The 25,217-nt window shown below is 63.6% G+C and carries 25 protein-coding genes; 16 read left to right on the top strand and 9 right to left on the bottom strand.

From position 1 onward, the window contains the following. A partial coding sequence (locus F561_RS24850; RefSeq protein ID WP_019008908.1) for a transposase family protein occupies positions 1 to 278 on the top strand: 278 nt, incomplete at its 5' end. 450 nt (positions 279 to 728) lie between these two features. Here F561_RS24850 and F561_RS0105285 read toward each other — a convergent pair. Beyond that, entirely contained in the window at positions 729 to 1,688 is a 960-nt protein-coding gene (locus F561_RS0105285) for an ABC transporter substrate-binding protein (RefSeq protein ID WP_019008909.1), read from the bottom strand. Between the two features lie 205 nt (positions 1,689 to 1,893). Between F561_RS0105285 and F561_RS0105290 the strand changes: the two genes are divergently transcribed. Beyond that, positions 1,894 to 2,097 (top strand): hypothetical protein, encoded by a 204-nt coding sequence (locus F561_RS0105290; RefSeq protein WP_019008910.1) that lies wholly within the window; start codon positions 1,894 to 1,896, stop codon positions 2,095 to 2,097. A gap of 142 nt (positions 2,098 to 2,239) precedes the next feature. Further along, complete coding sequence (locus F561_RS0105295) at positions 2,240 to 3,250, top strand: hypothetical protein (protein WP_019008911.1); 1,011 nt, start codon at positions 2,240 to 2,242, stop codon at positions 3,248 to 3,250. Between the two features lie 248 nt (positions 3,251 to 3,498). Here F561_RS0105295 and F561_RS0105300 read toward each other — a convergent pair whose 3' ends face one another. Beyond that, complete coding sequence (locus F561_RS0105300; protein WP_019008912.1) at positions 3,499 to 5,505, bottom strand: prolyl oligopeptidase family serine peptidase; 2,007 nt, start codon at positions 5,503 to 5,505, stop codon at positions 3,499 to 3,501. 446 nt (positions 5,506 to 5,951) lie between these two features. Between F561_RS0105300 and F561_RS0105305 the strand changes: the two genes are divergently transcribed. The 3 genes from F561_RS0105305 (at position 5,952) to F561_RS0105315 (ending at position 7,706) form a co-directional block, all read left to right on the top strand. Beyond that, complete coding sequence (locus F561_RS0105305) at positions 5,952 to 6,143, top strand: hypothetical protein (protein WP_019008913.1); 192 nt, start codon at positions 5,952 to 5,954, stop codon at positions 6,141 to 6,143. A 92-nt stretch (positions 6,144 to 6,235) separates the two neighbouring features. Beyond that, a complete protein-coding gene (locus F561_RS0105310; protein WP_019008914.1) occupies positions 6,236 to 7,345 on the top strand; it encodes a M20 family metallopeptidase in 1,110 nt (369 codons plus the stop codon). A 58-nt stretch (positions 7,346 to 7,403) separates the two neighbouring features. Further along, a complete protein-coding gene (locus tag F561_RS0105315) occupies positions 7,404 to 7,706 on the top strand; it encodes a hypothetical protein (RefSeq protein WP_019008915.1) in 303 nt (100 codons plus the stop codon). 77 nt (positions 7,707 to 7,783) lie between these two features. Here the strand turns inward: F561_RS0105315 and F561_RS0105320 are convergent, their stop codons facing one another. Further along, positions 7,784 to 8,473 carry a PIG-L deacetylase family protein gene (locus tag F561_RS0105320; protein WP_019008916.1) on the bottom strand — a complete coding sequence of 230 codons (690 nt, stop codon included), beginning with the start codon at positions 8,471 to 8,473 and terminating at the stop codon, positions 7,784 to 7,786. Positions 8,474 to 8,655: 182 nt separating this feature from the next. Between F561_RS0105320 and F561_RS0105325 the strand changes: the two genes are divergently transcribed. The 7 genes from F561_RS0105325 to F561_RS0105355 all read left to right on the top strand — a co-directional run bounded on the left by F561_RS0105325 (position 8,656) and on the right by F561_RS0105355 (position 14,330). Continuing rightward, positions 8,656 to 9,714 (top strand): GNAT family N-acetyltransferase, encoded by a 1,059-nt coding sequence (locus F561_RS0105325; protein WP_019008917.1) that lies wholly within the window; start codon positions 8,656 to 8,658, stop codon positions 9,712 to 9,714. Continuing rightward, the gene (locus F561_RS0105330; RefSeq protein ID WP_019008918.1) at positions 9,711 to 10,715 is read left to right on the top strand and encodes a GNAT family N-acetyltransferase; all 1,005 of its coding nucleotides are present in this window, start codon (positions 9,711 to 9,713) and stop codon (positions 10,713 to 10,715) included. The genes F561_RS0105325 and F561_RS0105330 overlap by 4 nt, the downstream gene beginning before the upstream one ends. After that, positions 10,712 to 11,725 (top strand): GNAT family N-acetyltransferase, encoded by a 1,014-nt coding sequence (locus tag F561_RS0105335; RefSeq protein ID WP_019008919.1) that lies wholly within the window; start codon positions 10,712 to 10,714, stop codon positions 11,723 to 11,725. Before F561_RS0105330 ends, F561_RS0105335 begins: the two co-directional genes overlap by 4 nt. Positions 11,726 to 11,816: 91 nt before the next feature. Beyond that, positions 11,817 to 12,557: a hypothetical protein gene (locus F561_RS24855; RefSeq protein WP_019008920.1), complete on the top strand. Its 741-nt coding sequence runs from the start codon at positions 11,817 to 11,819 to the stop codon at positions 12,555 to 12,557. A 98-nt stretch (positions 12,558 to 12,655) separates the two neighbouring features. Continuing rightward, positions 12,656 to 13,141 carry an NUDIX hydrolase gene (locus F561_RS24860; protein ID WP_019008921.1) on the top strand — a complete coding sequence of 162 codons (486 nt, stop codon included), beginning with the start codon at positions 12,656 to 12,658 and terminating at the stop codon, positions 13,139 to 13,141. A gap of 179 nt (positions 13,142 to 13,320) precedes the next feature. After that, positions 13,321 to 13,911: a VUT family protein gene (locus tag F561_RS0105350; protein WP_019008922.1), complete on the top strand. Its 591-nt coding sequence runs from the start codon at positions 13,321 to 13,323 to the stop codon at positions 13,909 to 13,911. Next, complete coding sequence (locus tag F561_RS0105355) at positions 13,908 to 14,330, top strand: hypothetical protein (protein ID WP_019008923.1); 423 nt, start codon at positions 13,908 to 13,910, stop codon at positions 14,328 to 14,330. The genes F561_RS0105350 and F561_RS0105355 overlap by 4 nt, the downstream gene beginning before the upstream one ends. Positions 14,331 to 14,403: 73 nt before the next feature. Here F561_RS0105355 and F561_RS0105360 read toward each other — a convergent pair whose 3' ends face one another. From F561_RS0105360 to rimO, 3 genes are all read right to left on the bottom strand, one after another. Continuing rightward, positions 14,404 to 15,570, bottom strand: a complete 1,167-nt coding sequence (locus tag F561_RS0105360) for a prepilin peptidase (RefSeq protein WP_019008924.1) — start codon at positions 15,568 to 15,570, stop codon at positions 14,404 to 14,406. Positions 15,571 to 15,622: 52 nt separating this feature from the next. Then, positions 15,623 to 16,057, bottom strand: coding sequence for a DUF3592 domain-containing protein (locus F561_RS0105365; RefSeq protein ID WP_019008925.1), 435 nt, complete (start codon positions 16,055 to 16,057; stop codon positions 15,623 to 15,625). A gap of 125 nt (positions 16,058 to 16,182) precedes the next feature. Next, positions 16,183 to 17,685: a 30S ribosomal protein S12 methylthiotransferase RimO gene (gene rimO, locus F561_RS0105370; protein WP_026298622.1), complete on the bottom strand. Its 1,503-nt coding sequence runs from the start codon at positions 17,683 to 17,685 to the stop codon at positions 16,183 to 16,185. 444 nt (positions 17,686 to 18,129) lie between these two features. Here rimO and minD point away from each other — a divergent pair, with 444 nt between their 5' ends. The 3 genes from minD to F561_RS0105385 all read left to right on the top strand — a co-directional run bounded on the left by minD (position 18,130) and on the right by F561_RS0105385 (position 20,391). Next, on the top strand, positions 18,130 to 18,930 hold the full coding sequence (gene minD / locus F561_RS0105375) for a septum site-determining protein MinD (protein ID WP_019008927.1): 801 nt from the start codon (positions 18,130 to 18,132) through the stop codon (positions 18,928 to 18,930). 1 nt (position 18,931) lies between these two features. Further along, positions 18,932 to 19,192: a cell division topological specificity factor MinE gene (minE, locus tag F561_RS0105380; protein WP_026298623.1), complete on the top strand. Its 261-nt coding sequence runs from the start codon at positions 18,932 to 18,934 to the stop codon at positions 19,190 to 19,192. Positions 19,193 to 19,323: 131 nt separating this feature from the next. Beyond that, positions 19,324 to 20,391 carry an FtsW/RodA/SpoVE family cell cycle protein gene (locus tag F561_RS0105385; protein ID WP_019008929.1) on the top strand — a complete coding sequence of 356 codons (1,068 nt, stop codon included), beginning with the start codon at positions 19,324 to 19,326 and terminating at the stop codon, positions 20,389 to 20,391. A 183-nt stretch (positions 20,392 to 20,574) separates the two neighbouring features. Here the strand turns inward: F561_RS0105385 and F561_RS0105390 are convergent, their stop codons facing one another. The 3 genes from F561_RS0105390 to F561_RS0105400 form a co-directional block, all read right to left on the bottom strand. Then, the gene (locus F561_RS0105390) at positions 20,575 to 23,370 is read right to left on the bottom strand and encodes a M16 family metallopeptidase (RefSeq protein WP_019008930.1); all 2,796 of its coding nucleotides are present in this window, start codon (positions 23,368 to 23,370) and stop codon (positions 20,575 to 20,577) included. Between the two features lie 195 nt (positions 23,371 to 23,565). Further along, positions 23,566 to 24,267 (bottom strand): 6-phosphogluconolactonase, encoded by a 702-nt coding sequence (gene pgl, locus F561_RS0105395; protein ID WP_245556437.1) that lies wholly within the window; start codon positions 24,265 to 24,267, stop codon positions 23,566 to 23,568. Continuing rightward, the gene (locus tag F561_RS0105400; RefSeq protein WP_019008932.1) at positions 24,264 to 25,208 is read right to left on the bottom strand and encodes a glucose-6-phosphate dehydrogenase assembly protein OpcA; all 945 of its coding nucleotides are present in this window, start codon (positions 25,206 to 25,208) and stop codon (positions 24,264 to 24,266) included. Before F561_RS0105400 ends, pgl begins: the two co-directional genes overlap by 4 nt. Positions 25,209 to 25,217 lie beyond the last annotated feature (9 nt).

Raw genomic sequence — 25,217 nt, forward strand, 5'->3', positions numbered from 1 at the left:
CGGCCCTGATCGGGGACGCCGGGTATCAGGGCCTCTGGAGAACCCACGGGCACGCCATCACCACCCATAAGGCGACGCGAGCGTCGCCCCTCTCCGCCGACCAACGCCAAGAAAACCGTGTGCTGGCGCATACCCGGCAGGACACCCTGCATGTCATTCGGCGGATGAAGATCTTTCGCGTGTTGAAGGGCGTCTACCGACATCGGCGGCGTCGCTTCGCCCTCCGGGTTCAACTCATTGCCGCGCTCTGCAACCTGACCCGAGCCTGCCCGTCATGACTTTCGCAAGAGGTCTAATGATTCGTACAGTTATTGGTTTGAAAAAATAGGGCATAGAGAATAGGTCGTCTTGGAGGCATTCCCAGCCTCTGCTTCGTAGCCCTGCGAGTCTCCCACAAAGAGAGGGGAGCTAAAACACTGTGTTCAGAGCATTGGTTCAAATGGAAGCGTCAGCAGTCTTTCTCGCTGACGCTTCCATGCTCCCAAGTGCTTTTCCTAGTTCAGTTCCTCTGTTAGGTCAAAAACAAACAATATTTTTGACAACTGCCCTCATCGCCAGCACCGAAAAATCCCAAAACTGTTCAGACCAGTGCTTGGAAGGCCGGAGATGGCTTGTGCCTCAACCTGAATTCTGGCCCTGTCCTCATGCTTTTGCGACAGTTGGAGGGTTGCTATGCCCTCCTGAATGGGCGAGCAGGAGTTGATTCATGGATTCAATCAGAATCTGTCTCAGCGAATGGTTTTGCTGACCAGCGTATTGGTGTAAAAGTCGGTGGCTTTGGCTCCGGCACTCAGGTTGCCCTGCTTGATCAGCGCGGCCACGGCCTTGTTCCATGCGCCCGGATCGCTGGCCCCGATGCCGTTGACGCGGGTGTACGCGCCCGTCATCAGGGGCGTGCTGGCTTTCAGGATGTCCAGCGTGCCGCCCCCTGCGCCGAAGGTGGGCTGCGCCAATTTGAAGGCGCGGGCGGGGTCGGTGACTGTGAATTTCAGGGCGCGTTGGCTGGCCCGAACCACCTTGCGGGCGAGGTCGGTTTTCAGGTTCTTGTCGAGCGTGATCAGGCCCGCGCCCACCATCGGGTAGGCCGCAGTCACGTCCAGCGTGTACACGCGGGTTCCAGCGGCCCGCAACTGCACCACCTCGTTGTTGACGTACCCGGCGGCGGCGTCCACGCGCCCGGCCCGCACCGCGTCGAGCTGCGTAAAGCCGATGCTGGCCAATTTCACGTCGCTGCCTTCTTTCAGACCTGCACTGTCCAGCAGAGCCTGCACCGCGTTATAGGTGCTTCCGAAAGGTCCGGGAATGCCCAGCGTCTTGCCTTTCAGGTCGGCCACATTGTTCAGCGGCTTGGTGCTGAAGACCGTCACTGGAATCTTCTGGTACATCGCCATGATGTACTTCACCGGGGCACCCTGATTGCGGGCGAACACGGCGTCTTCGGGATCGCCCACGATAAAGTCCAGTTTGCCCTGCAGCAGCAGCGGCATCAATTCAGAAACGAAGCCGTGCTGATACTTGACGTTCAGGCCTTCTGCCTTGAAATAGCCCAGCGTATCGGCCACATAAAACGGCGTGAACTGCACGTTGGGAATGTAGCCGAGGCCGATATTGACTGTGCGGGGCGCAGTCTGGGCCGACGCCGTCGCAGCGGCAAGCAGGGCGAGAGTGGTCAGCACGGCACGTTTCATGAAGCTCAGTATAAGACGGCTGGGTAACTTAACCCTGACGGAAGTCCCATATGGTGAGGATTACCGAGAACCTACGTTCCCATAACGCTTTTTCGGAAGTGTGGAAGTCACGCCAGTCTGTATAAGCTATGCCGTTAACAGAGCATCTACCGGTCTCAAATCAAATTGGGGCATTCATCTGTATCAAATATGACAGGGTAGTGTCATGGATCTAGAGTCTTGGAAACCTGACGACAATGCTCGGCGACTGGCGACCCTGATCGGCTCATTTGGTGGGGTCTTCACGTTTGTGGCGCTGTGGATGGGCCTGAACCTGAATCCGTTTCTGGCCCTGCTGTGCGGCGTCGGGACCGGCTTCCTGCTGTTCGTGGTGCTGCGGCCTGTGCTGCGGAGTCTGTTCCGCCGCTGAGTACCGAACTGGCCGAGTTTTGAACCCTCTCTAATATGAAACAACAGAAGAGGCCTCCAGTGGTGTTAGACTGCGGGGTACGATCCACGCTTTTTTGCGCACGAACAGCGCAGCGAAGAGCGCAGGAAAAAGGAGTATTCGCATGACCGACAACAATGAACAGCGCATGGACGCCCCCACCGACGGGCAGAATCCGGCACAGCACGACACTGACGCGCAGGCCGTAGCCGCGCAATCCCCCGTGCAGGAAACCCCCGCCGAACTGCGCGACATCCTGCCCCAGCTGGAAGGCGAACCCGACGAAGACCCCGTGCTGGATGCACAGGAAGAAGAAGCCGAGCGCGGCCTGAGCGCCGAGGGTGAAGGCGAAGAGGACGAGGAAGGCGAAGACGAGTACATCGACGCCGATGACCTGCTGGCCCTGCTGGGCGAGTTGAAGGAATTGATGGAAGCGCAGGGCAAGGAACTGCGTGGCCTGCGCCGTGAAGTGCGCGAAATGCGCGAGGCGCAGGGTGCCCAGACCACCGGATTCAAGCCCCGTGAGGACAAGCCCCGTGAGGAGCGTCCCCGCGAAGACCGTGGCGGCTATCAGGGCGGCGGCGACCGTGGTGGTCAGGGTGGCGGCTTCCGTCCCCGTGAAGACCGTGGCGGCTATCAGGGCGGCGGCGACCGTGGCGGTCAGAGTGGCGGCTTCCGTCCCCGCGAAGACCGTGGCGGCTATCAGGGTGGTGGCGACCGTGGTGGTCAGGGCGGCGGCTTCCGTCCCCGTGAAGACCGTGGCGGCCAGGGCGGCTATCAGGGTGGCGGCGACCGTGGTGGCTTCCGACCCGGCGGCCAGGGCGGCTACCAGGGTGGCGGCGACCGTGGCGGTCAGGGTGGCGGCTTCCGTCCCCGTGAAGACCGTGGTGGCCAGGGCGGCTATCAGGGCGGCGGCGACCGTGGCGGTCAGGGCGGCGGCTTCCGTCCCCGCGAAGACCGTGGTGGACAGGGCAGCGGCGGCTACCAAGGCAGCAACTTCCGCCCCCGTGAAGACCGCGCTCCTTCCGCGCCGAGCGAATTCCGCCCCCGCGAGGGTGCTGACGCCAGCACGGATCGTCCCCGCGCTCGCCCCGACCGGGGCTGGGACAACAACAAGCGCCGCGACGAAGACTAAATCTTTTGAGTAGGACCTGAATCAGTAAGAGGGCCGGGATTGATTTCCGGCCCTCTTTGCTATTGATTGGACTTGGAAACGTCAAAGGGTCTGAGGAAGGTCTAAAGCCAACAGGCCCGCCGATTTACAGCTTTTCCGGTCCACTGGGCAGCGGGCGAAAGGGCCATAAGCAAGCGCCCTCATCTTGCCTTAGCCCCCAGACCGTCAATCCCTTGCCGCTTTCCGCAACCGACTCCCGACAAAACGCTCTATTCGGGCTGATCCGCTCCCAGATACCGGTCCAGCCACCCCAGGTACTCTTCCAGACGCTGAATCCGGCGGTCAGGGCGACCAGAGCGGCTGAGTTCGTGATTTTCGCCGGGAAAGCGCACCATCCGCACGGGCACGCCTATCTGGGTCAGGGCGGCGTACCACTGCTCGGCCTGTTCTACGGGGCAGCGGTGATCCAGCACGCTATGCACGATCAGGGTAGGCGTCTGCACATGCTCGGCAAATTTCAGTGGACTCATGGCCCACAGCCGCTCGGCGTCGGCGCTGCGGTGGGCGTTCAGGCCCAGTTCATCGTGCCAGAAGCGCAGGCCGATGTCGGAAGTGCCGCTGAAGGACACCAGATTGCAGATACTCCGGTCAGTGATGGCGGCCCGGAAGCGGTCGGTGTGGCCCGTGATCCAGTTGGTCATATAGCCGCCGTAGCTGCCGCCCATCACGGCTGCATTCTGGCCGTCCAGCCGGGGAAAGGCGGCCAGCGCCGTCTCGAAAAAGCCCATCAGGTCATCGTAGTCCACGCTGCCCCAGCGCCCGTAGTTGCCGCTCGACCATGCCTGCCCGTAGCCCACGCTCCCGCGAGGGTTGCTGTAGGTAACGCCGTAGCCACGTGCGGCCAGGAGTTGAAATTCGTGGATGAAGGCGTGACCGTAGGCGGTATGCGGCCCGCCGTGAATGCTGAGCAGGGCGGGCACGCGGGCCTCACCCTCCGGCAGCAGCACCCAGCCTTCTCCCTCTCCGGCGTCAGTGGAAAAAGGAACCCGTTCGGGCGTGCGGGCGGCGAAGGGCAGACGGGCGTGCAGGTCGGTCACAGCAACGCCGTTCAGTTCCACCTCAGGAAACTGCGTGGCACTCTCGCGGATCAGCGCGAGGCCGTTGCCCACGCTGGTAAAGGCCGAAACAACACCTTCCGGTCGGTGGTCGTGCGCTGTGACCGTCCCGTCCGGCCCCACCCGGAACAGGCCGCAACTGCCGCCCACCGTACTGAGAACCAACAGTTCTTCGCCCTGCCACACGGGGCGGACAGGAAAGGACCCCACGTGGCAGTCTCCGCCCACCAGTTGGCCCACCGGAAAATCCCAGCCTGTATCCGCCCGAGTCGAAGTGCCGTCCTCATGTAGCACGAACAGATGGTCGTCTTCGGGGCTGCCTTTACCTTCAGGTCGGCCCACCACGGCCACACGCTGCCCACCCTTGTGCGGGGCCAGCGCCGAAAGAGAGGAATTCCAGCGTCCAAATTGGCTGACCTCGCCTGCCAGGGTCAGGGTAAAGAGTTCCTGCCGCCACTGGCTGGCCGCCAGTTCATCGGTACTGGAGGCGAACACCACGCCGTGCGAATCGGGCCACCATGCATAGCCACTGATTTCTACAGCGGGCGCGTGCCACTCGGTCAATTCTTCTGCGGTCAGGTCGTAACGCCACAACCGGGCAGGCGTCTCGGGGAGCCAGTCGCGGCCATTGAAGCGGTAGCGGGGGCGCGTAATCACCCGCGCCTCGCCGCGTTCGTCGCGCCTGTCCTCGTCGTTGCCCAGACTCAGGAAGGTCAATGATTGGCCGTCGGGACTCCACTGCACGTCCTGCACACCATGCTCGAAGTCCGTGATCCGCTGGGCCTCCCCACCCGACAGGGGCAGCAGGTACAACTGCGGCTTCGCTCCAGCAGCGGCCCGCGTAAAGGCCAGGGTTGCTCCATCCGGCGACCAGCGGGGCGAGGCGTCGCTGCCTTCTCCACGTGTCAGCAGTACGGCCTGCCCGCCGTCCGAGTGCCAGATCTGCGAACGCAGACGCGGTCTGGCATAGGCCGGATCAGGTTTGCGCGGATCTTCTTCCTCGCTACGGGTCAGCACGAAGGCCACCTGCCGTCCATCTGGCGAGAGTTGCGGATCAGAGGGGAAGTGCAGGCCCAGCAGAGAATCTGGCTGCGCGGCTCCGGCCTGAACCGATGAAGCGGCTCCTGAATTGGTGGGAATCACCTCCGCAGTCAAGCACATTCCGGCGAGGCAGAAAAGCGGAGAGATGGAATGTGATTTGGGGCCGAAGCTCCTGACTGAGCTTTGCAACATTTGCCCCAATTTGCCTAGAACACTTGGGTGTTCTGTGAAGCTTTCACATCTTTCGTCAGCTTCGGCTCAGGTTTGTATTCGTCCACAACGTGCACAAATGCAGGCTCGGGAGAGCGGGCCAGAGATTTATGATCGCTCTCTCAAGACGAATCCTATTTGTTCTTTCCTTTCTCGCAATTGGAAATCTTATGCTTGTCTTACCGGTTTTCACCGCCTGTATTGCCCTCTGGGCACGCAGGCCCGGCAAGGCCATTGCCCCCAGGTACGCACTGTTTTCGTACGGCGTGCCCTTCTGTCTGCTTCCATTTTCTGACCTCGCCCCAACCCCCACCGTCTCGCTTCTTGGCGGAGTAACGCCACCTTGGAGGTTGACCATGCAAGAACTTTCCTGTACATGGGTTCCCGGAACCATCGACATCGTTCGCCTGAAGATCGGCGGCCGCACCATCGAACTGACCAGCACGCGTCTGGCCCGCATTTTCGGCTCTCAGGCACTCAACGACCTGTATATGCGGGGCCGCGCCGTCGTGCGGGCCGACCCCCAGCAAGTGCTGCTGCTGACCTGAAGTTTGCCGTCCTGAAACCGCACTTTTCCGCCGTCCACCTGTCTGTTGCAGTGGGCGGCGTGTTTTTTGTCTGGTGGCGCTAGCATGACCGCATGACCTCTCCCGCCTCCCTCCCCGACGTGGCCCAACTGCTGCCCGATCTCCACCAACTGGTCGAAATAGAATCTCCGTCCGGTGACGCACAGGCCATCAGCCGCGTGATGGACGTGGTGGAAGGCTGGGCGCGTGCCCTCGGAGCCGAGGTGGAGAATCTGGCGGGCGGCACGCGCTCTTTTCAGTTCGGAGAGCAGCAGCGCCCTGCCCTGATCCTGACCCATGCCGATACCGTCTGGCCGCAAGGCACGCTGGAGGGCATGCCGTTCCGGGTCGAGGGCGACCGTGTGTACGGCCCCGGAACCTACGACATGAAAGCCGGAATCGTGTCGGCCATTCATGCCCTGCGTGCCTTACACGCGTCTGGGGGTTGGCCTCTGGGCGGTATTCGCCTGCTGATCACCCCTGACGAGGAAATCGGTTCTCATAGCAGCCGCGCCCACATCGAGGCTGCCGCCCGCCAAGCCCGCGCCGTGTTGGTGGTAGAGCCGCCTGTGGCCGATACCCACGCCCTCAAAACGGGCCGCAAGGGCGTCGGCTCTTTTGTGCTGACCCTGCACGGGGTTGCCAGTCATGCCGGAAACAAGCCGGAGGAAGGAGCCAGCGCCATTGCCGAGGCCGCCCGCCTGATTCCGGCCATTCATGCGCTGGCCCAGCCGGAAGCGGGAACCACGGTCAGCGTGGGCCTGATCCGGGGTGGCAGCGCTGTGAACGTCATTCCGGCCCGCTGCACCCTGGAAGTGGATGTGCGGGTCAGCACCCTGGCCGAGGGCGAGCGCGTAACCGCCAGTATGCAGGCCCTGACTTCCAGCGATCCCCGTGTTCGGCTGGAACTCGGCGGCGGCCTGAACCGTCCTCCCTTCGAGCGCGGCCCGCAGACGCTGGCGCTGTATGCACGGGCGCAGGCTTTGGCAGGCAGCCTCGGCTTCCAGCTCAGTGAAGCGGTGGTCGGTGGCGGCAGCGACGGCAATTTCACCGCCCCGCTGTCTCCGACCCTTGACGGTCTGGGCGCACCCGGCGACGGCGCACATGCCACCCACGAACATGTCCGTCTGGACCGCTGGCCCCAACACGTCGCTTTGCTGACAGAGTTGCTGCGGGAAGTCTAAGAAAAACAGCAGAAAAACAGCGTTCCCACCCCCTTCCCCCTTTCTCAGGAGAATCACCATGTTCGGACTGTTCGGCAAAAAATCAGGCGGCAAGAATCCCAACGTCAAGCAAGATGACGCCCATACCTACCGCGTACGGGTCCGCACCAAACGGCACGGCGAAATCGTGGAATTCCGGTTTACCAAAAGTGCCCACATCGGCCTTGACGATGACGGCAACTATTTGTTCCGCAAGGCCGTCGTTTCGCCCCAGCATTTCGACAGAGGCGAACTGCTGGTCACGTTCGACAAACGGTACAACGTGACGGGCACGACGGGAGAGGGAGTAGATTTCGTGCCGGTAGCGGAGTGGGAAGACTGAGGACGGACCGTAGAACGTGGATCGTGGTTTGGTCTTTCCCACGATCCACGATCTTTCTTTTTACACCCCTGCCCTTTTTACATCCCTAGTTCGTAAAACGTTTCTTCCATAATCCGTTCTGGAAACTTGCGGATAAAGTCCACCGTGCTGAGGGCCTGCGTGCGGTGGCAGGCGATGGCTTGCAGCTTGCGCGTCACGAAGGGCGTCACGTCGCGGCTCAGGTTGGCGGGCAGCCATTCGGCCAGCAGCGCCTCATTTTCGGGGGCGGTATTGCTGGCGTAGTACCACAGGCGCGGGCGGTCTTCTTCGGGCAGGGCGTCCCAGGCGGCTTTTACGGCGCGGTGGGTAGTGATGTGGTCAGGGTGGCCGTTGCTGCCGTTGGGCGGAAAGGTCAGCACGATTTCGGGGCGGTGGCGCGTCATGGCCTCGCGGGCCGTTTCGATCAGAGGTTCCAGGGGCTGATCTTTCAGGTACTTGTCGGGAAAATCGTGCTGCTCGAAGCTGCTGCCGGGGGTGGTGGTCAGCCCGATCACTTCCAGGCAGGCCCGCAGTTCCACGTCCCGCATCCGCGCCAGTTCCTGCGGCGTCTCGCACAGGCCCAGCGTGCGCCCCGCCTCGCCGTGCGTGAGGGTCACGAGGCCGCAGCTGTGGCCCTCGGACAGCAGGGTCATCAGCGTGCCGGACGCGCCGTACACCTCGTCGTCGGGGTGCGGCAGGATCAGCAGGAGCTTGAGGCGGACGGGCTGTGAAGCAGGAGTATGAGTCATGGGGGTCAGGATAGGGGGAAAACCCGTCAGTGGTCAGTGGTGAGTGGGCAATAGGAAAGGCAAAAGAAAAACTGGGCTGAAACTGGGGTGGTTCTCTTTTCCTACTCCCTACAACCCACTTCCTGCCCCGCTACGTTTCTTGGCCGATGCGCTTCCCACCGTCCATCCTTCAGCATAGAGGCATGACCGATTCCACCGTTTCTCCTACAGATGTTTCCACCCCGGCCAGCCCGCCCACCTTTCATCTGCGCGAGTTCCGCATTCCCGGCGATTACGTGGACGCCGCGTGGGTGCTGAGCGCCGCCAACCCAGAGTGGCCCGTGACGCCCGAACTGCTCCAGACGTGGGATGAGGCCGAAGACCCCAACCTGTTCCGCACCGATCTGGTGGCCGAGCAGGGTGGGCGCGTGGTGGGTGTGGGCCGCGTTGGGCACGATGATTTTGCCTTCGAGGAATGGCGCTATTGGGGCAATTTCAGCGTTCACCCGGAGGCCCGCGAGCAGGGCGTGGGCGGGGCGATGTACCGGGAGTTGCTGGCGCGGGTGCAGGCGCGTGGAGCGCGGGAAGTTCGCACCATGCTGTCGGATGGGGCGCACCACGAGGCGGGCCGCGCCTTCCTTGCCGCACGTGGTTGGAAGGTGGTCTGGGAGCGGTTCGAGAGCCGGATTCAGACCTCCGAGACGGATCTGTCGCGCTTCGGCCCGTTGATGCAGTCGGTGGCCGCGCACGGCATAGAGCTGCATTCGGTGGCGTCTCTGGCTGCCGACCCCAAGCGCAACCGCCAACTCTGGGAGCTGGACTGGCTGCTGTTTCAGGATGTCCCGATGGGCACGGCCCTGACCAAACGGCCCTTCGAGGCGTGGGAAAAGCAGGAACTGGAAGACCCCACTTTCAGCGCCGACTTCTCTTTTGTGGCGGTGCGCCCCGGCCTGAACGACCCCCTCACCGGAGATTACGTGGGCTATTCCACGCTGATGCAAAATCCTTCGGGGTTTTACGTGATCGGCATGACGGGCGTGCGACGCGAAGACCGGGGCAAGGGGGTCGCCAAGGCCCTGAAAGTGGCGGCGATGCAGGCGCTGAATGCCCACGGCGGCGGCGAAATCCGCACCTTCAACGACGCGCCGAACGTAGCCATGCTGGGCATGAATCAGGCGCTGGGCTTTGTGCGGGGGCCGACTCATCTGCGCTACGAACTGCAACTGGCGGGGGCAGAAGAATCCACCGGAGAAACGAAATGACCGCCACGCTTCCCCTCACCCTTCAGATTCGCCCCGCCACCGACGCCGATTATTCGGCTCTGGCGGCGCTGCAACAGCAGGTGTGGCCGCACCAGACCGTCACTGCCGAGTATCTGCGGCACGGCGACGATCAGTTGCGGCAACATCCCCTTCGGCCTCATCTGTACCGGCTGGTGGCCGAGGATCAGGCCGGAGGGATGGTCGGGGCGGCGTCGGCGGCGCAGTGGCCGAGTATGTTCGATCCTGACCGCTACCACCTTGAACTGATGGTGTTGCCGCAAGCCGAGGGCCGGGGCGTGGGGCGTGCCCTGGCTGAAGCGCTGTGGGCACACCTGCGGAAGCGCGGCGCACGCGAGTTGATGGCCGGCACCCAGGAAGACCGGCCCCGTGGCCTCGCATTTCTGGCGCACTGGGGTTTTGCCGAGGCCATGCGCTTTTTCGACAATGTGCTGGACGTTCAGCAGTTCGATCCCACGCCGTTTGCCGCCGCTGCCCAACTGCCCCCCGGCTACCGCGCCGTCTCTCTGACCGATCTGATGGCCGAACGTGGCGTGGACGCGGCGTGGGCCGCCTACTTTGCCGGATTCGCGCAGGCCCGCGCCGATGTGCCGCGTACCTCGGAAGCCACGCCCATCATAGAAACCGAGTTCCGCAAACGCGAAACGCACCCGCAGTTCTGGCCGGAAGCGGTGCTGATGGCGGTGCATGAGGCCAGCGGTGAGGTGGCGGCCCTCACCGAACAGTGGCTTGACCCTGCCGACGAGGGCCGCCTGAACACGGGCCTGACCGGGGCGGTTCGTGCCCACCGCCGATTGGGGCTGGCGCTGGCGCTGAAGCTGAAATCCATCGAGCAGGCCCGTGTGCGGGGGGCGAGGACAATCTGGACGGGCAACGCCAGCTCTAACCTCCCCATGCTGAAGATCAACGAGCGGCTGGGATTCGTGAAGGAACCCGCCTGGATAGAGATGCAGCGGTTTTTGGAGGCCGCCGACCAACAATGAGCGCCTGGTCGGTGCGTCCTGTCGAAGACGGTGACTGGAACGCCGCTGCCGAGGTGTGGACTGCGGCCCACCCGCACGACCCCTTCAGTGGCCCCGAGTTGCAACACCAGACGGCGCAGCAGACCGCCTGGGGCTACCGTCATACGGCGCTGCTGGCTCAGGCCGAAAACGGCGAGGTGGTGGGGCTGGGCCTGCTGTCTCAAAATCCGGGCATGTACCACCCGCAACGCTTCATGCTGGAATTGGCGGTGCGTCCCGACCGTCAGGGGCAGGGCGCAGGCGCGGCGCTCTGGGAGCCGCTGCTGGGTCAACTGCGCGGCTGGCAGGCCCTGTCGGTACGCACGCTGGCTCGCGAGGATCATCCGGTGGCCTCCTTCTTCCTGACCCGGCGCGGCTTTACTCCCGGCAAGCGGTATTTCACCAGCGCCCTGAACCTGAGTGAAGGCCACCTGAACCAGCATCCCTTCGACGAAACGCTGTTTTTGCCTACCGAAGCGCGTCTGACGGCTCTGGGCGTGCGCGTTCGCAGCCTCGCGGAGTTGCGTGCGGCCCAGACACCCGACCTGCCCGAGCGCCTGCACGCCCTGATGTGCGATGTGCGTCAGGATGTGCCGCGCTCCGAGCCTGCCACCCCACTGACCTTTGAAGTGTTTCTGGAGGGCGTGCTGAACGACCCAGGCCTGTTGCCGGAAGCCTACCTGATCGCACAGGCTCCCGGCGGCCAATGGATCGGCCAATCCACCCTCTTCCGGTCTGAAGCCAGTGCCGACCTGCTGACCGGATTGACCGGGGTCACGCGGGACTGGCGCGGGCAGGGCGTCGCCACGCTGCTGAAATTGCACGTTCTGCGGGTGGCCCGTGCATTGGCGGCAGAGGCGGGCGGTCCGGTGTTCCTGCGAACCGATAACGCCAGCGACAACGCGCCCATGCTGGCTATCAACGACCGCTTCGGCTTCGTGCGCGACCCAGCCAGTGTCAGTTGGGTGCTGGAATTTGATCCCGGAGCATGAGGGCCGGGCAGAGTTGTCGCTGGCCCCACCCCGGCGCGGATAATGGGGCCGCCATGCCCCTTCACCGCCTGACACTCCACCACCCATACCCATGCTGCTGAGCATCGACTGGGACGCCTACAGCGGGTGCGCCGACCTCGTGTTCGACGCGCCGATCTGGGGCACCCGCGACCTGCCCGCAGACCGTCAGGAAGCGTGGCAGGCCCGCACCCTGAGGCGCGATCCGCAGGCCCGAGGCTGGACGCCGCTGGATGCCGATTATCCGCTGTATCCCGGCTGGGAGGCACTGGAGCGCTACGCGGGGTGTCCGGCATGGGTCACGCTGTCTCACGCTGATGCCTGGGGCTGGCTGGAAGAGCAGGCCCGGCACAGCGGAGTTCCCAACGACGTGCTGAACATCGATTCCCACCACGACCTTGCCAGTCGCAGTGGAGACGGAACGCGGGTGCGGCCCGGCAACTGGGCAGGCCTCGGCCTCGGCGCGGGCCTGATCGGGCGCTACGGCTGTCTGTATCCGGCCTGGCATGCGGGGTTGGCCGTGGCCGAGGGCTTTGATCTGGAGCGCACCCACAGCGAAATCTCTGCTGTTCTGCCCCCCGATCCGCTCTCCCGCCTCACCCTGCGCCGGATGGCCCATCCCACCGACGGTCTGCCCGATCCGGCGGAGGTCAGCGGCGTGCTGCTCGTGCAGTCTCCTGCCTGGACGAACCCAGCGCACGACGCGGCCTTCTGGCAACTGGCCGGTTGCCTGGAGGCGCAGGAACTGGTTTCTCCGCTGCGGCGCGGATGGGCGGCGGGTGTGGCGTGTGCCCAAGCTGAACCGTTAGACTGAGGCCGCCGCATTCGGGCCGCTGAATTCAGGCCACCAGACCAGGGGCCGTTCGCCTGGCGGACACAAGCCGTCTGACCGTCCTCATCTCAGGAGAAGCTGTGACCACGCCCCCACCAGAACGCACTGTGCCCGTCACCTATCAGGTGGGTGTGTTCGCCCTCGTGCAGCAGCGCAACCAGTATCTGCTGGTGCGCCCGCGCCGTCCCCTCTTGCCGGGTGGCAATTACGGTCTGCCGGGGCTGTTGCTCAGTGCAGAGGCGGGCAGCGGGGTGGCTGAACTGAGTCTGCGCCGCGCTCTGCTGGCCCAGGTTGGAATCTCGGTGTCCGACCTGCGCCTGGTGGGCAGCCACGCCGCACGCGGCACCGAATCGGGGCAGGAGGGCAGCCGCCTGTACCTGATTTTTGGCACCGAATACTGCTCCGGCATCCTGAATCCGCAACCCGCCGAACTGTACAGCGCCGAATGGATGCCCGCTTCCAGCTTCGACAACCGCACGCCCGAGTGGCTGCATGCCGCTGTGCGCGAGTACCAGACAAGCGCTGCCCCCACGCCGTCTCCATCGGTGTTTGGCCGCAAACGCTGAGGGCATAGCACTGACTGCACAGCGTTTGTGAGCAGGGCCAGCGGCAGGACACTCCTCTGCCCAAGGAAACGCTGGGCAGCAACGGGGGTATCCGTGCCTCTTGCTCCTTCCTGCCACCCTATTCCTGCTACGCTTTCTGCTTGCCCGTGACCTGTGTTGTCGCTGCGGCTGGAGGCTGTATGAGAAACAATCGTGATGGATCAGAGCGGGACCTGCCGCAGGGGAATCTGACTGGGCGGGTGGCGGCGCTTCCGCTGCTGCTGATTGCCCTGTACGCGCTGAGCATTTTGCTCGCCAATGTGACACTCAATACTTTTATTCCCCTGCCGCTCTTCGGCCTGTTGAGCGTGGGCACCATCTTTTTTGCTGCCGTATTCACGCTTCGTGACCGGATTCACCGGGCGGGCGGGCTGCGGGCCGTGTATATCGCCATTGCGCTGGCGTTGTTGGTCAATACCTTATTTGCCCTGTTCACGGGGACGCCCTGGCGCTTTATCGGCGCTTCGTTTCTGGCACTTCTGGTGGGCGAACTGGCCGATACGGGCGTCTATCAGAGCCTGATTCACCGCAACTGGTGGACGCGGGTGCTCGCCAGCAACGCCGTCAGTGTGCCGCTGGATTCCATCCTTTTTACGCTGCTGGCCTTCTACGGCGATATGAGTTCCCGCGACATCGCCCAGATCATCTTTGCCGACATTCTCGCCAAGTACCTGATCGCCGCGTTGTTCGCTTTCCGGGTGCGCGTCGCCCAGCGTACCGCCACGTCGTGAATAAGTGCCCCGTCACGCAGGCAGGCCAGCCCGAGCCGCAAAGTGCTCCTGAAACCATCAGCGTACCTGCCGAACTGCTGAAGACCATCGCCAACGCCCGCCCCCAGTTGCCCACCCTCGTGGAACACATCCTGCATCTGCCCGAACTGTGCCCAGCCACCCAGAATCCGGCCCCCGGCAGCACCCTGACCGTCAGTTATCAGGCGGGGGAATGGCTGCTGGAACTGTTCAGTCTGGATACCTACATCGACGCTTTTTTTGCCCATCCCGTGGTGCGCGATATGGAACTGTTCGTGCAGACGGTGGCCCAGGACGCGGCCAACGCAGCGCGGGTACAAGTGACCGTGTTGGCCGACGTGCGCCTGAACCGTGTGCGGCAGGGCCAGCGAATCACGGTGGTTGCCCAGCCGGAAGCGTAAGCCGAAGCGCTCAAAAAAACTCAGGCCCCGGATGTCGCGCTGACACGGGGCCTGTTGCCTTGAGTGATGATGCCTATAGGCCCAGCATTCCCCGGTACGCTTCCACAATCGCCGCCCCCCAGATCAGGGCCACCACTGCGCCCAGCGCCAGATATGGCCCGAACTTGACGCGGTTTTCGCTCTTGAGGGCCAGTTGCACGATGCCGAACAAGGCCCCGGCGACCACGGCCACCACCACGGCCACCAGGAGCCGTTCCCAGCCCAGGAATGCGCCGATGACGGCGGCCAGTTTGACATCACCAAAGCCCATCGCGCTGGGGTCGTAGGGGGTGTCGTTTTCGGTGGGGGCGTCGGCTTCCGCTTTGGCCGAGCCCCGGTATTGCCACCACCAGTACAGCCCTGCCACCAGGGACACCGCGCCCGCTGCGGCCAGTGCGCCCTGAACCATCAGGATCAGGCCCATGCCGTAGCCCGCGCTGCCCAACATCACGCTGACCAGAAAGCCGCCGACGGTCAGCAGTTCGGGCACCCGCACCACGCGCCGCGCCGCCAGATTCACGCCCACCGATAGAAGGCCCACGCCCGCGCCCCACCACGGCCCCAACCATGCTCCCGCCAGCAACGCCAGGCTGATCTGCTGGTAGCCGATGGGAAAGTCCGGGTATTGCCGTTCCCTAAAGCGCCGCAGCACCCACGAAGCCAGCACGTCGATGGTGACCAGTAAGCCCGCGCCCAACAGCGCTCCGTTCACTGCTTCCGGCAGGTTGGGCAGGTCGTACTCGGCCCCCGCTGCCCGCGCCCCAAAAAAGGCAAAGATCAGGCCCAGTCCCACTCCCGGCAGCGTCAGTTCATCGGGAATGGTGTAGGTGTCCAGATCAATGGCGCTGGCGACCAGCAGCAGCGTAAACAGCACCATCAGCCCCAGCGTGCCCACGCCGTACACGGCCAGTGGAAAGAGCGCGGCAATGACGCCGTAGCCGAGGCCGGTCAGCAGTTCGACCACCGGATACCGCCGCTTGATGGGGGCACGGCAATAACGGCACTTGCCGCCCAGGGCGACCCAGGAGGCGACAGGAATGAGGTCTAGTGGGCTGAGTGCGTGGTTGCAGTGTGGACAGTGGCTGGGCGGAAAGGCGATGTTTTCGCCGCGTGGGAGCCGCCAGATCAGCACGTTGGAAAACGAGCCGACCAGCAGGCCGAAGACGGCAGCGCACACCACCACGAAGAGGTCGAGATTCACCCGGAGAGTGTAGGGGAAAGGGCGTCACACGGGTCTGTCAGGGCCGGGGTATTTACCGGCTCCTATGCGCCCAGCCGGAGATCATCAAAACGATGATACCTACCACGAAGGTCATCCACGGGATACCGCGCAGGCCGGATTCGAGCACGCTTTCCTGTGGGGTGCCGGGCGCGTAATGCACGCGCACCACGCCGCCTACCGGATAGCGCCTCAGCCCGCGCTGTTGCTGGCCGTAGTCACTGTTGCCGGGCGTGCCGTAGGTCAGGCGCTCACCGCTGTAGGGCACGCCGCCGACGGTGTAGGTGTAGGCCACATGGGGCGTCCAGATGCGTTTGCGTCCGCCACTGCCGCCGCTGGGTTCCAGCCAGCTGCGGGTCACGGTGCCGGAGGTCGTCGGCCAGGTCGCCGCCCGCACCGAGCGCCACGACTGCACACCTGCCAGCAACAACAGGCCCAGGGCCACCAGCAGCAACAACACGGAGAACACGGAACCACTTGACCGGGAAGGCATGGCCTTATTTTTTGCGGTGTGGATGCCCTGAAGACAAGTCAGGCGGGTCAGCTCATGCCGCCCGCCCGTGCGTTGGAGGAGAATCAGCCCCTCAGTCCGTATCAGTGTTTCCCGAAATGCCCCAGTTGCGGCACGTTGGGCTTCCATTCCGGGCGCTCCAGCACCTCACCGTAGAGGTCGTATTCGTCGCTGTCCTCGATGCGGGCCTTCACGATGTCACCAATTTTCAGTTGTCCGGCCAGTTCGCCTGCAAACAGGTACACCTGACCGTCGATGCCGGGGGCGTCGCCCTTGGTGCGGCCAATCAGGCGGGTGCCGGGAGCGTCGTCCTCATCGTCGTTGAACTCGTCGATGATCACGTCCATCACGCGGCCCACCTTCTCGGCCAGCTTTTCGGCACTGATGCGCTGCGCCACTTCCATAAAGCGGGCCAGCCGTTCTTCCTTGACGTCCTGCGGCACCGCACCCTCCAGCTTGTTGGCGTCGGCCTCATCCACATCGCTGTAGGGGAAGGCCCCCACGCGGTCCAGGCGGGCGTCTTCCAGGAAGGTCAGGAGTTCCTGAAACTCGGTTTCGGTTTCGCCGGGAAAACCCACGATAAACGTAGACCGGATGACCAGTTCCGGGCAGATCTCGCGCCAACGCCGGATGGTATCGAGCTGCTTGCCCGCCCCCGGACGCCGCATGGAACGCAGAATTTTAGGCGAGGCGTGCTGCAAGGGAATATCCAGATAAGGCAGAATCTTGCCCTGCGCCATCAGCTCCACGATCCGGTCTACGTGCGGGTAGGGGTACACGTAATGCATCCGCACCCACGCGCCCATCTCGCCCAGTTTCACGGCCAGATCGGTCAGGTGGGCACGCACCTGCTCGCCCTGAAACTCGCTCTCACGGTGGCGCACGTCCACGCCATAAGCACTCGTGTCCTGCGAAATCACCATCAGTTCCTTGGTACCGCCCGCCACCAGCCGGAAGGCTTCGTACAGCACTGCGCCCGCATCCCGGCTGACCTGAAGGCCGCGCAGCTTGGGAATGATGCAGAACGAGCAGGTGTGGTTGCAGCCCTCGGCAATCTTGACGTAGGCGTAATGCCGGGGCGTCAGGCGCACGCTGGGCGCAAAAACGTCGCCGTGGCGGGTGTCTTCTCGGGTGGGCACCTGAACGTCGGGGCGCATGCCGGGGGCGGCCACCGGCAACAGCCCGGTAAAGGCGTCGGTTTCTATCGGCAACAGCCGCCGCACATGCTCCATCACGTCATCCACGGCTTCCGATCCGGTAATGGCCGCCACCTTGGGATGGCGCTCCAGAATCTTTTCGGGCCGCTCGCCCAGGCATCCGGTCACGATCACGCGGCCCGTGGCGTCCAGCGCCTCGCCGATGGCATTCAGACTTTCTTCCACGGCGGGCGTGATAAAGCCGCAGGTATTTACGATGACGGCGTGTGCGTCGGCGTAGCTTGGAGCCACTTCGTACCCCTCAGCCCGCAGTTGGGTCAGAATCCGCTCGCTGTCCACCAGCGCTTTGGGGCAGCCGAGGCTGATGAATCCTACTTTTTTGGGGGCGATCAGCATGCTTTCCGGGAGCCGCTCAGTTGTTGCCGTCATGTGTTCTCCTCGCGCCGTGTGTTGGCTCCCGTCGGAGCCGCCCGCCGCCTCATCCTGCTGTGTGGTCTTGATCTTGCTCAGTCTTGATGCCTGCTCGCTCACGCGCCACGCCCTAGGTTCTTGTGAAAAGAGGCCGTCAAGGGGGCGCGGAGGCTTCAACCCGGCATTATACAGGCCGCACGACTGGGCAAGAAGGACACAGGTCACATCGCCAGTGTTTCCCGTACAGATCACCCGTACAAGATCAACAGGGTCACAGGTGGCGTCCATTCTCCTGCCGCCTGCCTTGCCCCTGTTTCCTCCCACGCTGACCTCTTGTGGCGATCAGGTTGCTCCCAATAGGTTTCTACAGTTGAGCTTCTCTAGTGAATTCTTGGGGAAGGCAATACAGTAGGGGGAGGGTATTACCCGTTTGGGCGGGTCACTTGCTAGACTGCGCCGCATATGAATGCGAAGGTCATTGTGGTCACGTCTGGTAAGGGGGGCGTGGGCAAAACCACGACCACAGCCAACATCGGCGCGGCGCTTGCCAAACTGGGCGAAAAAGTCGTGGTCATCGACGTGGACGTGGGTTTGCGGAACCTTGACGTGGTCATGGGTCTCGAATCCCGCGTGGTGTTTGACCTGATTGATGTGCTGGAAGGCAAATGCCGCATGAGTCAGGCCCTGATCCGCGACAAGCGCGTGGAGAACCTGTACCTGCTGCCCGCCTCCCAGACCCGCGACAAGGACGCCCTTGACCCCGAAGTCTTCAAGACGGTGGTGCGCGGCCTGATCGAAGAAGAGAAGTTCGACCGCGTGCTGATCGACAGTCCCGCCGGAATTGAATCGGGCTTCCGTACGGCTGCCGCTCCTGCCGAGGGGGCGCTGGTGGTCGTGAACCCCGAAGTCTCCAGCGTGCGTGACGCCGACCGCATCATCGGACTGCTGGAATCCCAACAGGTCAATGAAATCCGGCTGCTGATCAACCGGCTGAGGCCCAAAATGGTGGCCAGCGGTAACATGCTCAGCGAGGCCGACATTCTGGACATCCTGGGCGTCAAGCCCATTGGGATCGTGCCCGAAGACGAAGGCATCATCGTCAGCACCAACGTCGGGGAACCCGCTGTGCTGGGCAAGACCAAGGCGGGACAGGCTTTTATGGACACCGCCCGCCGCATGAAGGGCGAAGACGTGCCGTATCCCAAGTTTGAAGAAGACCGGGGCTTCTGGTCAGTGTGGCGGCGTCTGTTCGGGGGGGCGTGAGATGTTTTCATGGATGAAGCGGGGCCGCACCAAAGAGACCCTCAAAGACCGCCTCGAACTCGTGCTGGCCTACGACCGCGCCCAGATTCCGCCCGGTAAGGTGGACGCCCTGCGCCAGGACCTGCTGGAAGTGGTCAAGCGCTACTTTCCCACCGGCAGCAGCAGCATCGAGATCGAGCAGCGCGGCGACATGGTGGTCTTGATGGCAAACATTCCCATCGATGAAAACGCGCCGGGGCACACGTCCAACAAGGGTCGCTGACCCTTCTGGTCCACACCCACTCCTAGACCGTCCAGCCAGCCTCACACACAGTCCACGCGCCTTGCCCTAGCTTGTAGGGGTGACGGCCAAGACTGTGGTGGGGCAAACGTGTTGTTAGGCAGGGGTTCGGCGTGAAGTACGATCTCCGTTTCCCGGTAATCATTCTGGCGCTGCTGGCGGTGGGGCTGCTGACAGTCAGTACAGCGGCGCTGGCTCCCCGTGTGGCTCCCGGCGTGCTGACCAAACAGATGGTCGGTGTGGGGCTGGCCGCCGTACCCATTGCGCTGCTGTGGTGGGCTGGACGCGACCGGATCTACCGTATCGCACCTTACCTGTACGGCCTCGCCCTGCTGATGCAGGCCAGCACTTTTGTGATCGGCAAGGAAGTGAACGGCCAGAAAAACTGGATCGAATTGGGGCCGCTGCAATTCCAGCCCCTGGAAATCCTGAAATTTGCTCTGATTCTGATGCTCCCCCTGGTACTCCGCAGCGGTTATCAGGGGATCAGAACCTATGCCATGGCATTGGCGGTATTTCTGCCTGCCATTGGCCTGGTGGTCATTCAGGACTTCGGCGGGGCGATGGTACTGGGCGTGATGTTTGCCGTGATCATGTTGGCCGCCCGAATTCCGTGGTGGCACGCTGCCCTGGCTGTGCTGGCGCTGGGCGTGGCTTTCCCCACCGTGCTGTATCCGCACCTGGAGCCGTATCAGCAAAAGCGCCTGACCATCTTCCTCGACCCCTACCAGGACCCACGCGGGGCCGGGTATCAGGTCATCCAGAGCACCATTGCCGTCGGTTCAGGCGGGTTGCAGGGCAAAGGCTACAAGGAGGGCTCGCAGTCTCACAACGGCTTTTTGCCCGAAGCCCACACCGATTTTGCCTTCAGCACCTGGGCCGAAGAACAGGGCTTGGTGGGCGCACTGGCCGTACTGGCGCTATACGGCATGTTGTTCTGGGGGCTGGCAGGCATGGCCGCCGAAGCGCCCCGGCTCCAGGATCAGATTCTGTTCGCGGGCATCCTGGGCCAGATCGGGTTTCAGGTCATAGAAAATGTGGGAGCCGCCCTCAGTGTGCTGCCCCTGACCGGAATCACGCTGCCGCTGATCAGCTACGGCCTCAGCAGCCTGGTCAGTACACTCAGTACCCTTGGGCTGGCCTACGTGATGTACCGGGATCGGCACGGGGGCATGATCTAGGGGTGGGGTGTGGGGTGTAGGAAAAGACGGGGCGGGAAGCGCAAATCTGGCTTCCCGCCCTGCTTTTATTTGGATGGATGCCCTGAATTGGACGCAGGCGGTTTCGTGGTGGTGGCTCCCGCAAACACACAGGGCCATACCACAACTGCCTTTCCTACCCCCTACACCCCACGTCCCACACCCTTACTTAAACGTCCCCGCCCGCACGATCACCAGATTGGCCGGGTTCACGTATTTCACCAGTGCGGCGGTGGCCTGTTCGGGCGTCACGGCGCTGATTTTGGCTTCCAGATCGGCGGTAAAGGCGTAGGTGCGGCCCAGGTCCAGTTGGTTGGCGAGGCTTCCGGCCAGTGTGCCATCGGCGCTGCGGGCTACGCGGGCTTCTTGCAGCAGCGCGGTCTTGGCGGTGGCGATTTCGGTGGCGGTAAAGCCGTCCTTGCGGGCGCGGTCAAGCTCCTCGCGCATGGCGGTTTCTACCTGCGCCGTCACGTTCGGATTGAAGATCGCGTAGGCCGTAAAACTGGCCTTTTCATCGCGTGAAGACACGCTGGTGCTGCCGCCCGCGCCGTAGCTCAGGCCGTCTTTCTGGCGCAGGCGGTTGAACAGGCGCGAATCGGTGCCGCTGCCGTACACGCGCATGGCGACCAGCAGGGCCGCGTAATCGGGCTGGTCGTCGCGCAGAGGAAAGTTCAGGCGGGCCAGATAGATGGCGTTGGCCTTGTCGGGCACATTCAAGACCAGATTCTGGGCAGCGGGCGTGACCAGTGGCGTAATCACGCGGGCATACGGCACGCCACTGGTCCAGCCGCTCAGGATGTCGGGCACGGCAGCCCGTACGGTTTGCGGATCGAAGTCGCCCACTGCCGAAACCTGAATGCGGGCGGCCCCCCACACGCGGCGGTAGTAGTCCTGCACCTGCTCCAGCGTCACGGCCTTCAGATCGGCCAGTTGTTCATCCAGCGTGGGCGCGTAGCCGAGGTCGCCGGGTTTGGCTCCGGCCGGCATGAAGGCCCGCGCCAGGGCCAAGCTTGCCACGCTCTGGGGGTCGCCACGCCCTGCTTCCAGCCCGTCGATGCTGCCTTTTTTCAGTTCGTCGAAGTCGGCCTGCGGGAAGGCGGGTTCGCGCAGCACCTTTTTCACCAGGGCCAAGGCTCCGGGCAGGTTGGCCCGGTCTGTGCTCACGCTCACGCTGACTCCGGTGGCGTCGCCGCTCACGTCCAGTTGCGTTTTGGTGGCTTCCAGTTGATCGCTGAGTTGCTGGCGCGTCAGGCCCGTGCTGCCGCGAGTCAGCAGCGGCGCAATAAAGTCGGCGGCTCCCCGGTCGGCCTTCACGGTGTCGGGGTTGCCGAAATCCACGCTCAGCACGAACTCCACCCGTTCGCCACGTGTTTTCTTGGGCAGCAGGGCCACTTCCGCTTGTACGGTGTTGGCCTGCGCTGCGCCCACCGCGATTTTCTCGCGGGTCACGCGGGCTTCGATGGCGGCGGGTTCGGGCGCAATGGTTTCCCCGGCGGCCACAGCAGCGCGGCCCTGATAGCCCCTGAGCAGTTCGGCGGCGCTGGGAGCGGCAGAAATGGTCACGTTGTCGGGTGTGGCCGTGGGCACGAACAGGCCCAGGGTGCGGTTGGTGGGCTTCAGGTAGGTGGTGGCGACGCGCTGCACGTCGGCGGGCGTCACCTTGCCGAGGTCGTCGCGCAGCTTGAACAGCAAGCGCCAATCTCCGGCGGCAATGTATTCGCTGAGGGTCACGCCCACCGATTCGGGCTTGGTCAGCAGTTGCTCGAATCCGTTGGCGACGCGGGTTCGCACGCGCGTCACGTCTTCTTCGGTAAAGGGGGTCTTGGTGGCGTTTTCCAGCGTGCTCAGCAGCGTGGCCTGAGCCTTTGCCATGTCGTCGTCTTTGCCCAGAACCACGCCGTACATCAGCAGGCCCGGATCGCTGGCGCTGTTGGTCAGGCTGCCGATGGCCGTGGCCTGCTTGGACTGCACCAATGCCGCATACAGCCGCCCCGCAGGTTCGTTTGCCAGAATTTCATCCAGCACCAGCAGCGCGGGCAGGTCGGGATGGCGCACGCTGGGCATGTGGTAGGCCGCCAGCGCAATCTGCTCGTCTCCCACGCGGCGCACGGTCAGGCTGCGTTCGCCGTCCTGCGGGGTTTCCTCGGTGTACTGGGCGGGCAGGGTACGGAAGGGGCGGCGAATCGGCCCGAAAGTCTGCGCCATCAGGTTCAGCGTGGCCTGCGCGTCAAAGTTGCCTGCCAGTGTCACGACGGCGTTGTCGGGCTGGTAATAGTTGCGGTAGAAGGCTTGCAGCGCCTTGATCGGCACATTTTCTACGTCGCTGCGGTTGCCAATGGCCGTGTTGCCGTAGTTGTGCCAGTCATACGCCACCGAGCGGACCCGCTTGTACAGCAGCCCAAAGGGACTGTTTTCGCCCGACTCGAACTCGTTGCGGACCACGGGCATCTCGGTTTTCAGGTCCGAAGCGGCAATCTTGGAATTCACCATCCGGTCGGCTTCCATCCGAATGGCCCATTCCAGATTGTCTCCAGTGTTGGTCATGGTTTCAAAGTAGTTGGTGCGGTCTTCGCTGGTGGTGCCGTTGAAGTCGGCTCCGCGCTTGCCCAGCCCCTCCAGAATGTTGCCGCTGGTGGGCGTACCCTTGAACAGCATGTGCTCCAGCAGGTGCGCCATCCCGGTTTCGCCGTAGCTCTCGTGGCGGCTGCCCACCTGATAGGTCACGTTCAGCGTAAAGGTCTGCCGCGAATTGTCGGGAAACAGCAGCACGCGCAGGCCGTTGCGGAGGCGGTATTCGCGGATGCCTTCCACCTCCGTGACGAAGGTGACGCCCGCCGGAAGTTGCAGGGCGGCCACGGCAGCAGGTGCGGGAGCGGGCGCAGCGGTCTGAGCAGACGATCCAGCGCCGAGGCCGAGGGCCAGGGTCAACAGCAGGGTGGCGGGCAGGGTGGGAACGCGCATGAAACCTCCGGGGAATAGGGGAGAGGATGTGGACTGGGTATTCGCTTTAACATACCGAACACTTCTGAACTTAGCGCCTGTAGATGTGACAAATGACTGAGCGTACAGAATCTTGCCTAGGTTCGGAACAACAGCAAAGACCGCTGGGAAAGCGGCCTCTGTTGGATGAACTGTTCTTCGGGTCTTCGGGTGACTTCAGGCAGAAGGTGGGCGGCTTGCCAACTCCGCGCCCGCTGCCGCATCGACAAACCACACGGCGTCCTGCACGCCTGCAATGGGGTAATTGCCCTCGCCCGCCTGCACCTGACGCAGTATTTCGGCCTTGCCCGCGCCCGTGACCAGAATCCAGCGTTCGCGGGCGGCGTTGATTTCGGCGTAGGTGAAGGTCAGGCGGCCCGTGTCCAGCCGGGGCACGAAGTTGGCGGCCACACGCCCGCCCGCCCCTAGTGCGTCGGTGCCGGGAAACAGACTGGCGGTGTGGCCGTCGTCGCCCATGCCCAGCAGCACCACGTCCATCTGTGCGGGCAGCAGCGCGGCGTAGGCCCCGGCTGCCGTCTCCAGCGGGCGCACCTCGCCTGCCATGCGGTGCACCTGCGCGGCGGGCACGGACACCTGATTCAGCAATTCATCCTGCGCCAGACGGTAATTGCTGTCGGGGCTGTCTGGTCCCACGCTGCGTTCATCGCTGAAATAGACGTGGACGGCCTGCCACGGGATCTCGGGCAGGTCACGCAAGACCCGGTACATCAGTTTCGGGGTGCTGCCACCCGACAGGGCCACATGAAACGCTCCCCGCTCCTGCACCGCCGCCCGCGCCGCCTGTGCGAACGCTTCAGCGGCAGCGGCAGCCGTCAGTTCGGGGGTGGGGAGGGTGCGGAGGTTCATTGGCCCGGTCACAGGGTTGCCTTCGCCAGTTTCCACGCCCGCTCGAAGCTTTCGCCGCGCTCGGGGCGGGCCATCACGCGGGCCAGTCCCTCGGCAAGGCTCATCTGGGGCACGTTCACCTCGGTCACGCGGGTCATGTCGTCCCAGTGAGATTCCACGCGGGTCAGGTCGCCACTCTCGGCATTCAGGGCAAAGCGCACGCCCTCGCCGCTGAGTTCCACGCCGCACAGATCGCCGTTTTCCCGGTGGCAGCGCGAGCGTTTCAGCTCTACATTCTTCATGCTTTTCCAGCCCAGCGTATCGGCAATAAATCCGGCGAACAGGCGGGCAGGCAGGTCCTTGCTGCCCGAATAACGCACAGTCAGGTGATCTACACGGGGCAGTTGGCGGGCCGCGTCGCTGGAATCGAAGACCTGTGCCAGCGCCTCGCGCCAGCCTGCGCTGCGGCTCCAGCCCAGATCGGCCAGCGCGTACTGGCGGGCGGGCGGAATATCCAGCGTCAGGCTATCGGCAATGACCTGATCGGCGATATCGGTCAGCTCGGCCAGCAGCACGCCCGTCGGGGCCGAATCCGCGCCCCACCAGACATGGTTCACGGTGGCAGGCCGCAGCAGGGGCAGGATCGCGCCCTGAAGCTGCTCGGCACTGGCATTCAGAATCAGGCGCTCCACGTACAGGCCGCCCGGTTGCGGCACCAACGTGGCATGAACCACCACATCCTCGGTGCCGTCCATCACGCCAATAATCTGGCGTCCGGCGTAGCGGCCTTCTAGTCCGGCCAGCGCTTCTTCGACCCGGCCCACATGCTTTTTGACGGTCAGGGCCACGATATTGCCCGTGTAGGCCCGCGTTTCCACCTGTGTCTGTGCCCATAGCTCATCCAGGGTCAACTGGGCGCGGCGCACGGTGGTATCGGCGGGGCCGATGGGTTTGTGGTTGGTGGCATAGGTCATGACGTGCCT

The organism is Deinococcus aquatilis DSM 23025 (genome assembly GCF_000378445.1).
In the GTDB taxonomy this organism is placed as follows: Bacteria; Deinococcota; Deinococci; order Deinococcales; family Deinococcaceae; genus Deinococcus; species Deinococcus aquatilis.

Bases quoted from the DNA above. Each gene is read 5' to 3' on its own strand.
- F561_RS0105285 (WP_019008909.1), bottom strand. From the start codon at position 1,688: ATGAAACGTGCCGTGCTGACCACTCTCGCCCTGCTTGCCGCTGCGACG.
- F561_RS0105290 (WP_019008910.1), top strand. From the start codon at position 1,894: ATGGATCTAGAGTCTTGGAAACCTGACGACAATGCTCGGCGACTGGCG.
- F561_RS0105295 (WP_019008911.1), top strand. From the start codon at position 2,240: ATGACCGACAACAATGAACAGCGCATGGACGCCCCCACCGACGGGCAG.
- F561_RS0105300 (WP_019008912.1), bottom strand. From the start codon at position 5,505: ATGTGCTTGACTGCGGAGGTGATTCCCACCAATTCAGGAGCCGCTTCA.
- F561_RS0105305 (WP_019008913.1), top strand. From the start codon at position 5,952: ATGCAAGAACTTTCCTGTACATGGGTTCCCGGAACCATCGACATCGTT.
- F561_RS0105310 (WP_019008914.1), top strand. From the start codon at position 6,236: ATGACCTCTCCCGCCTCCCTCCCCGACGTGGCCCAACTGCTGCCCGAT.
- F561_RS0105315 (WP_019008915.1), top strand. From the start codon at position 7,404: ATGTTCGGACTGTTCGGCAAAAAATCAGGCGGCAAGAATCCCAACGTC.
- F561_RS0105320 (WP_019008916.1), bottom strand. From the start codon at position 8,473: ATGACTCATACTCCTGCTTCACAGCCCGTCCGCCTCAAGCTCCTGCTG.
- F561_RS0105325 (WP_019008917.1), top strand. From the start codon at position 8,656: ATGACCGATTCCACCGTTTCTCCTACAGATGTTTCCACCCCGGCCAGC.
- F561_RS0105330 (WP_019008918.1), top strand. From the start codon at position 9,711: ATGACCGCCACGCTTCCCCTCACCCTTCAGATTCGCCCCGCCACCGAC.
- F561_RS0105335 (WP_019008919.1), top strand. From the start codon at position 10,712: ATGAGCGCCTGGTCGGTGCGTCCTGTCGAAGACGGTGACTGGAACGCC.
- F561_RS24855 (WP_019008920.1), top strand. From the start codon at position 11,817: ATGCTGCTGAGCATCGACTGGGACGCCTACAGCGGGTGCGCCGACCTC.
- F561_RS0105350 (WP_019008922.1), top strand. From the start codon at position 13,321: ATGAGAAACAATCGTGATGGATCAGAGCGGGACCTGCCGCAGGGGAAT.
- rimO (WP_026298622.1), bottom strand. From the start codon at position 17,685: ATGACGGCAACAACTGAGCGGCTCCCGGAAAGCATGCTGATCGCCCCC.
- minD (WP_019008927.1), top strand. From the start codon at position 18,130: ATGAATGCGAAGGTCATTGTGGTCACGTCTGGTAAGGGGGGCGTGGGC.
- minE (WP_026298623.1), top strand. From the start codon at position 18,932: ATGTTTTCATGGATGAAGCGGGGCCGCACCAAAGAGACCCTCAAAGAC.
- F561_RS0105390 (WP_019008930.1), bottom strand. From the start codon at position 23,370: ATGCGCGTTCCCACCCTGCCCGCCACCCTGCTGTTGACCCTGGCCCTC.
- F561_RS0105400 (WP_019008932.1), bottom strand. From the start codon at position 25,208: ATGACCTATGCCACCAACCACAAACCCATCGGCCCCGCCGATACCACC.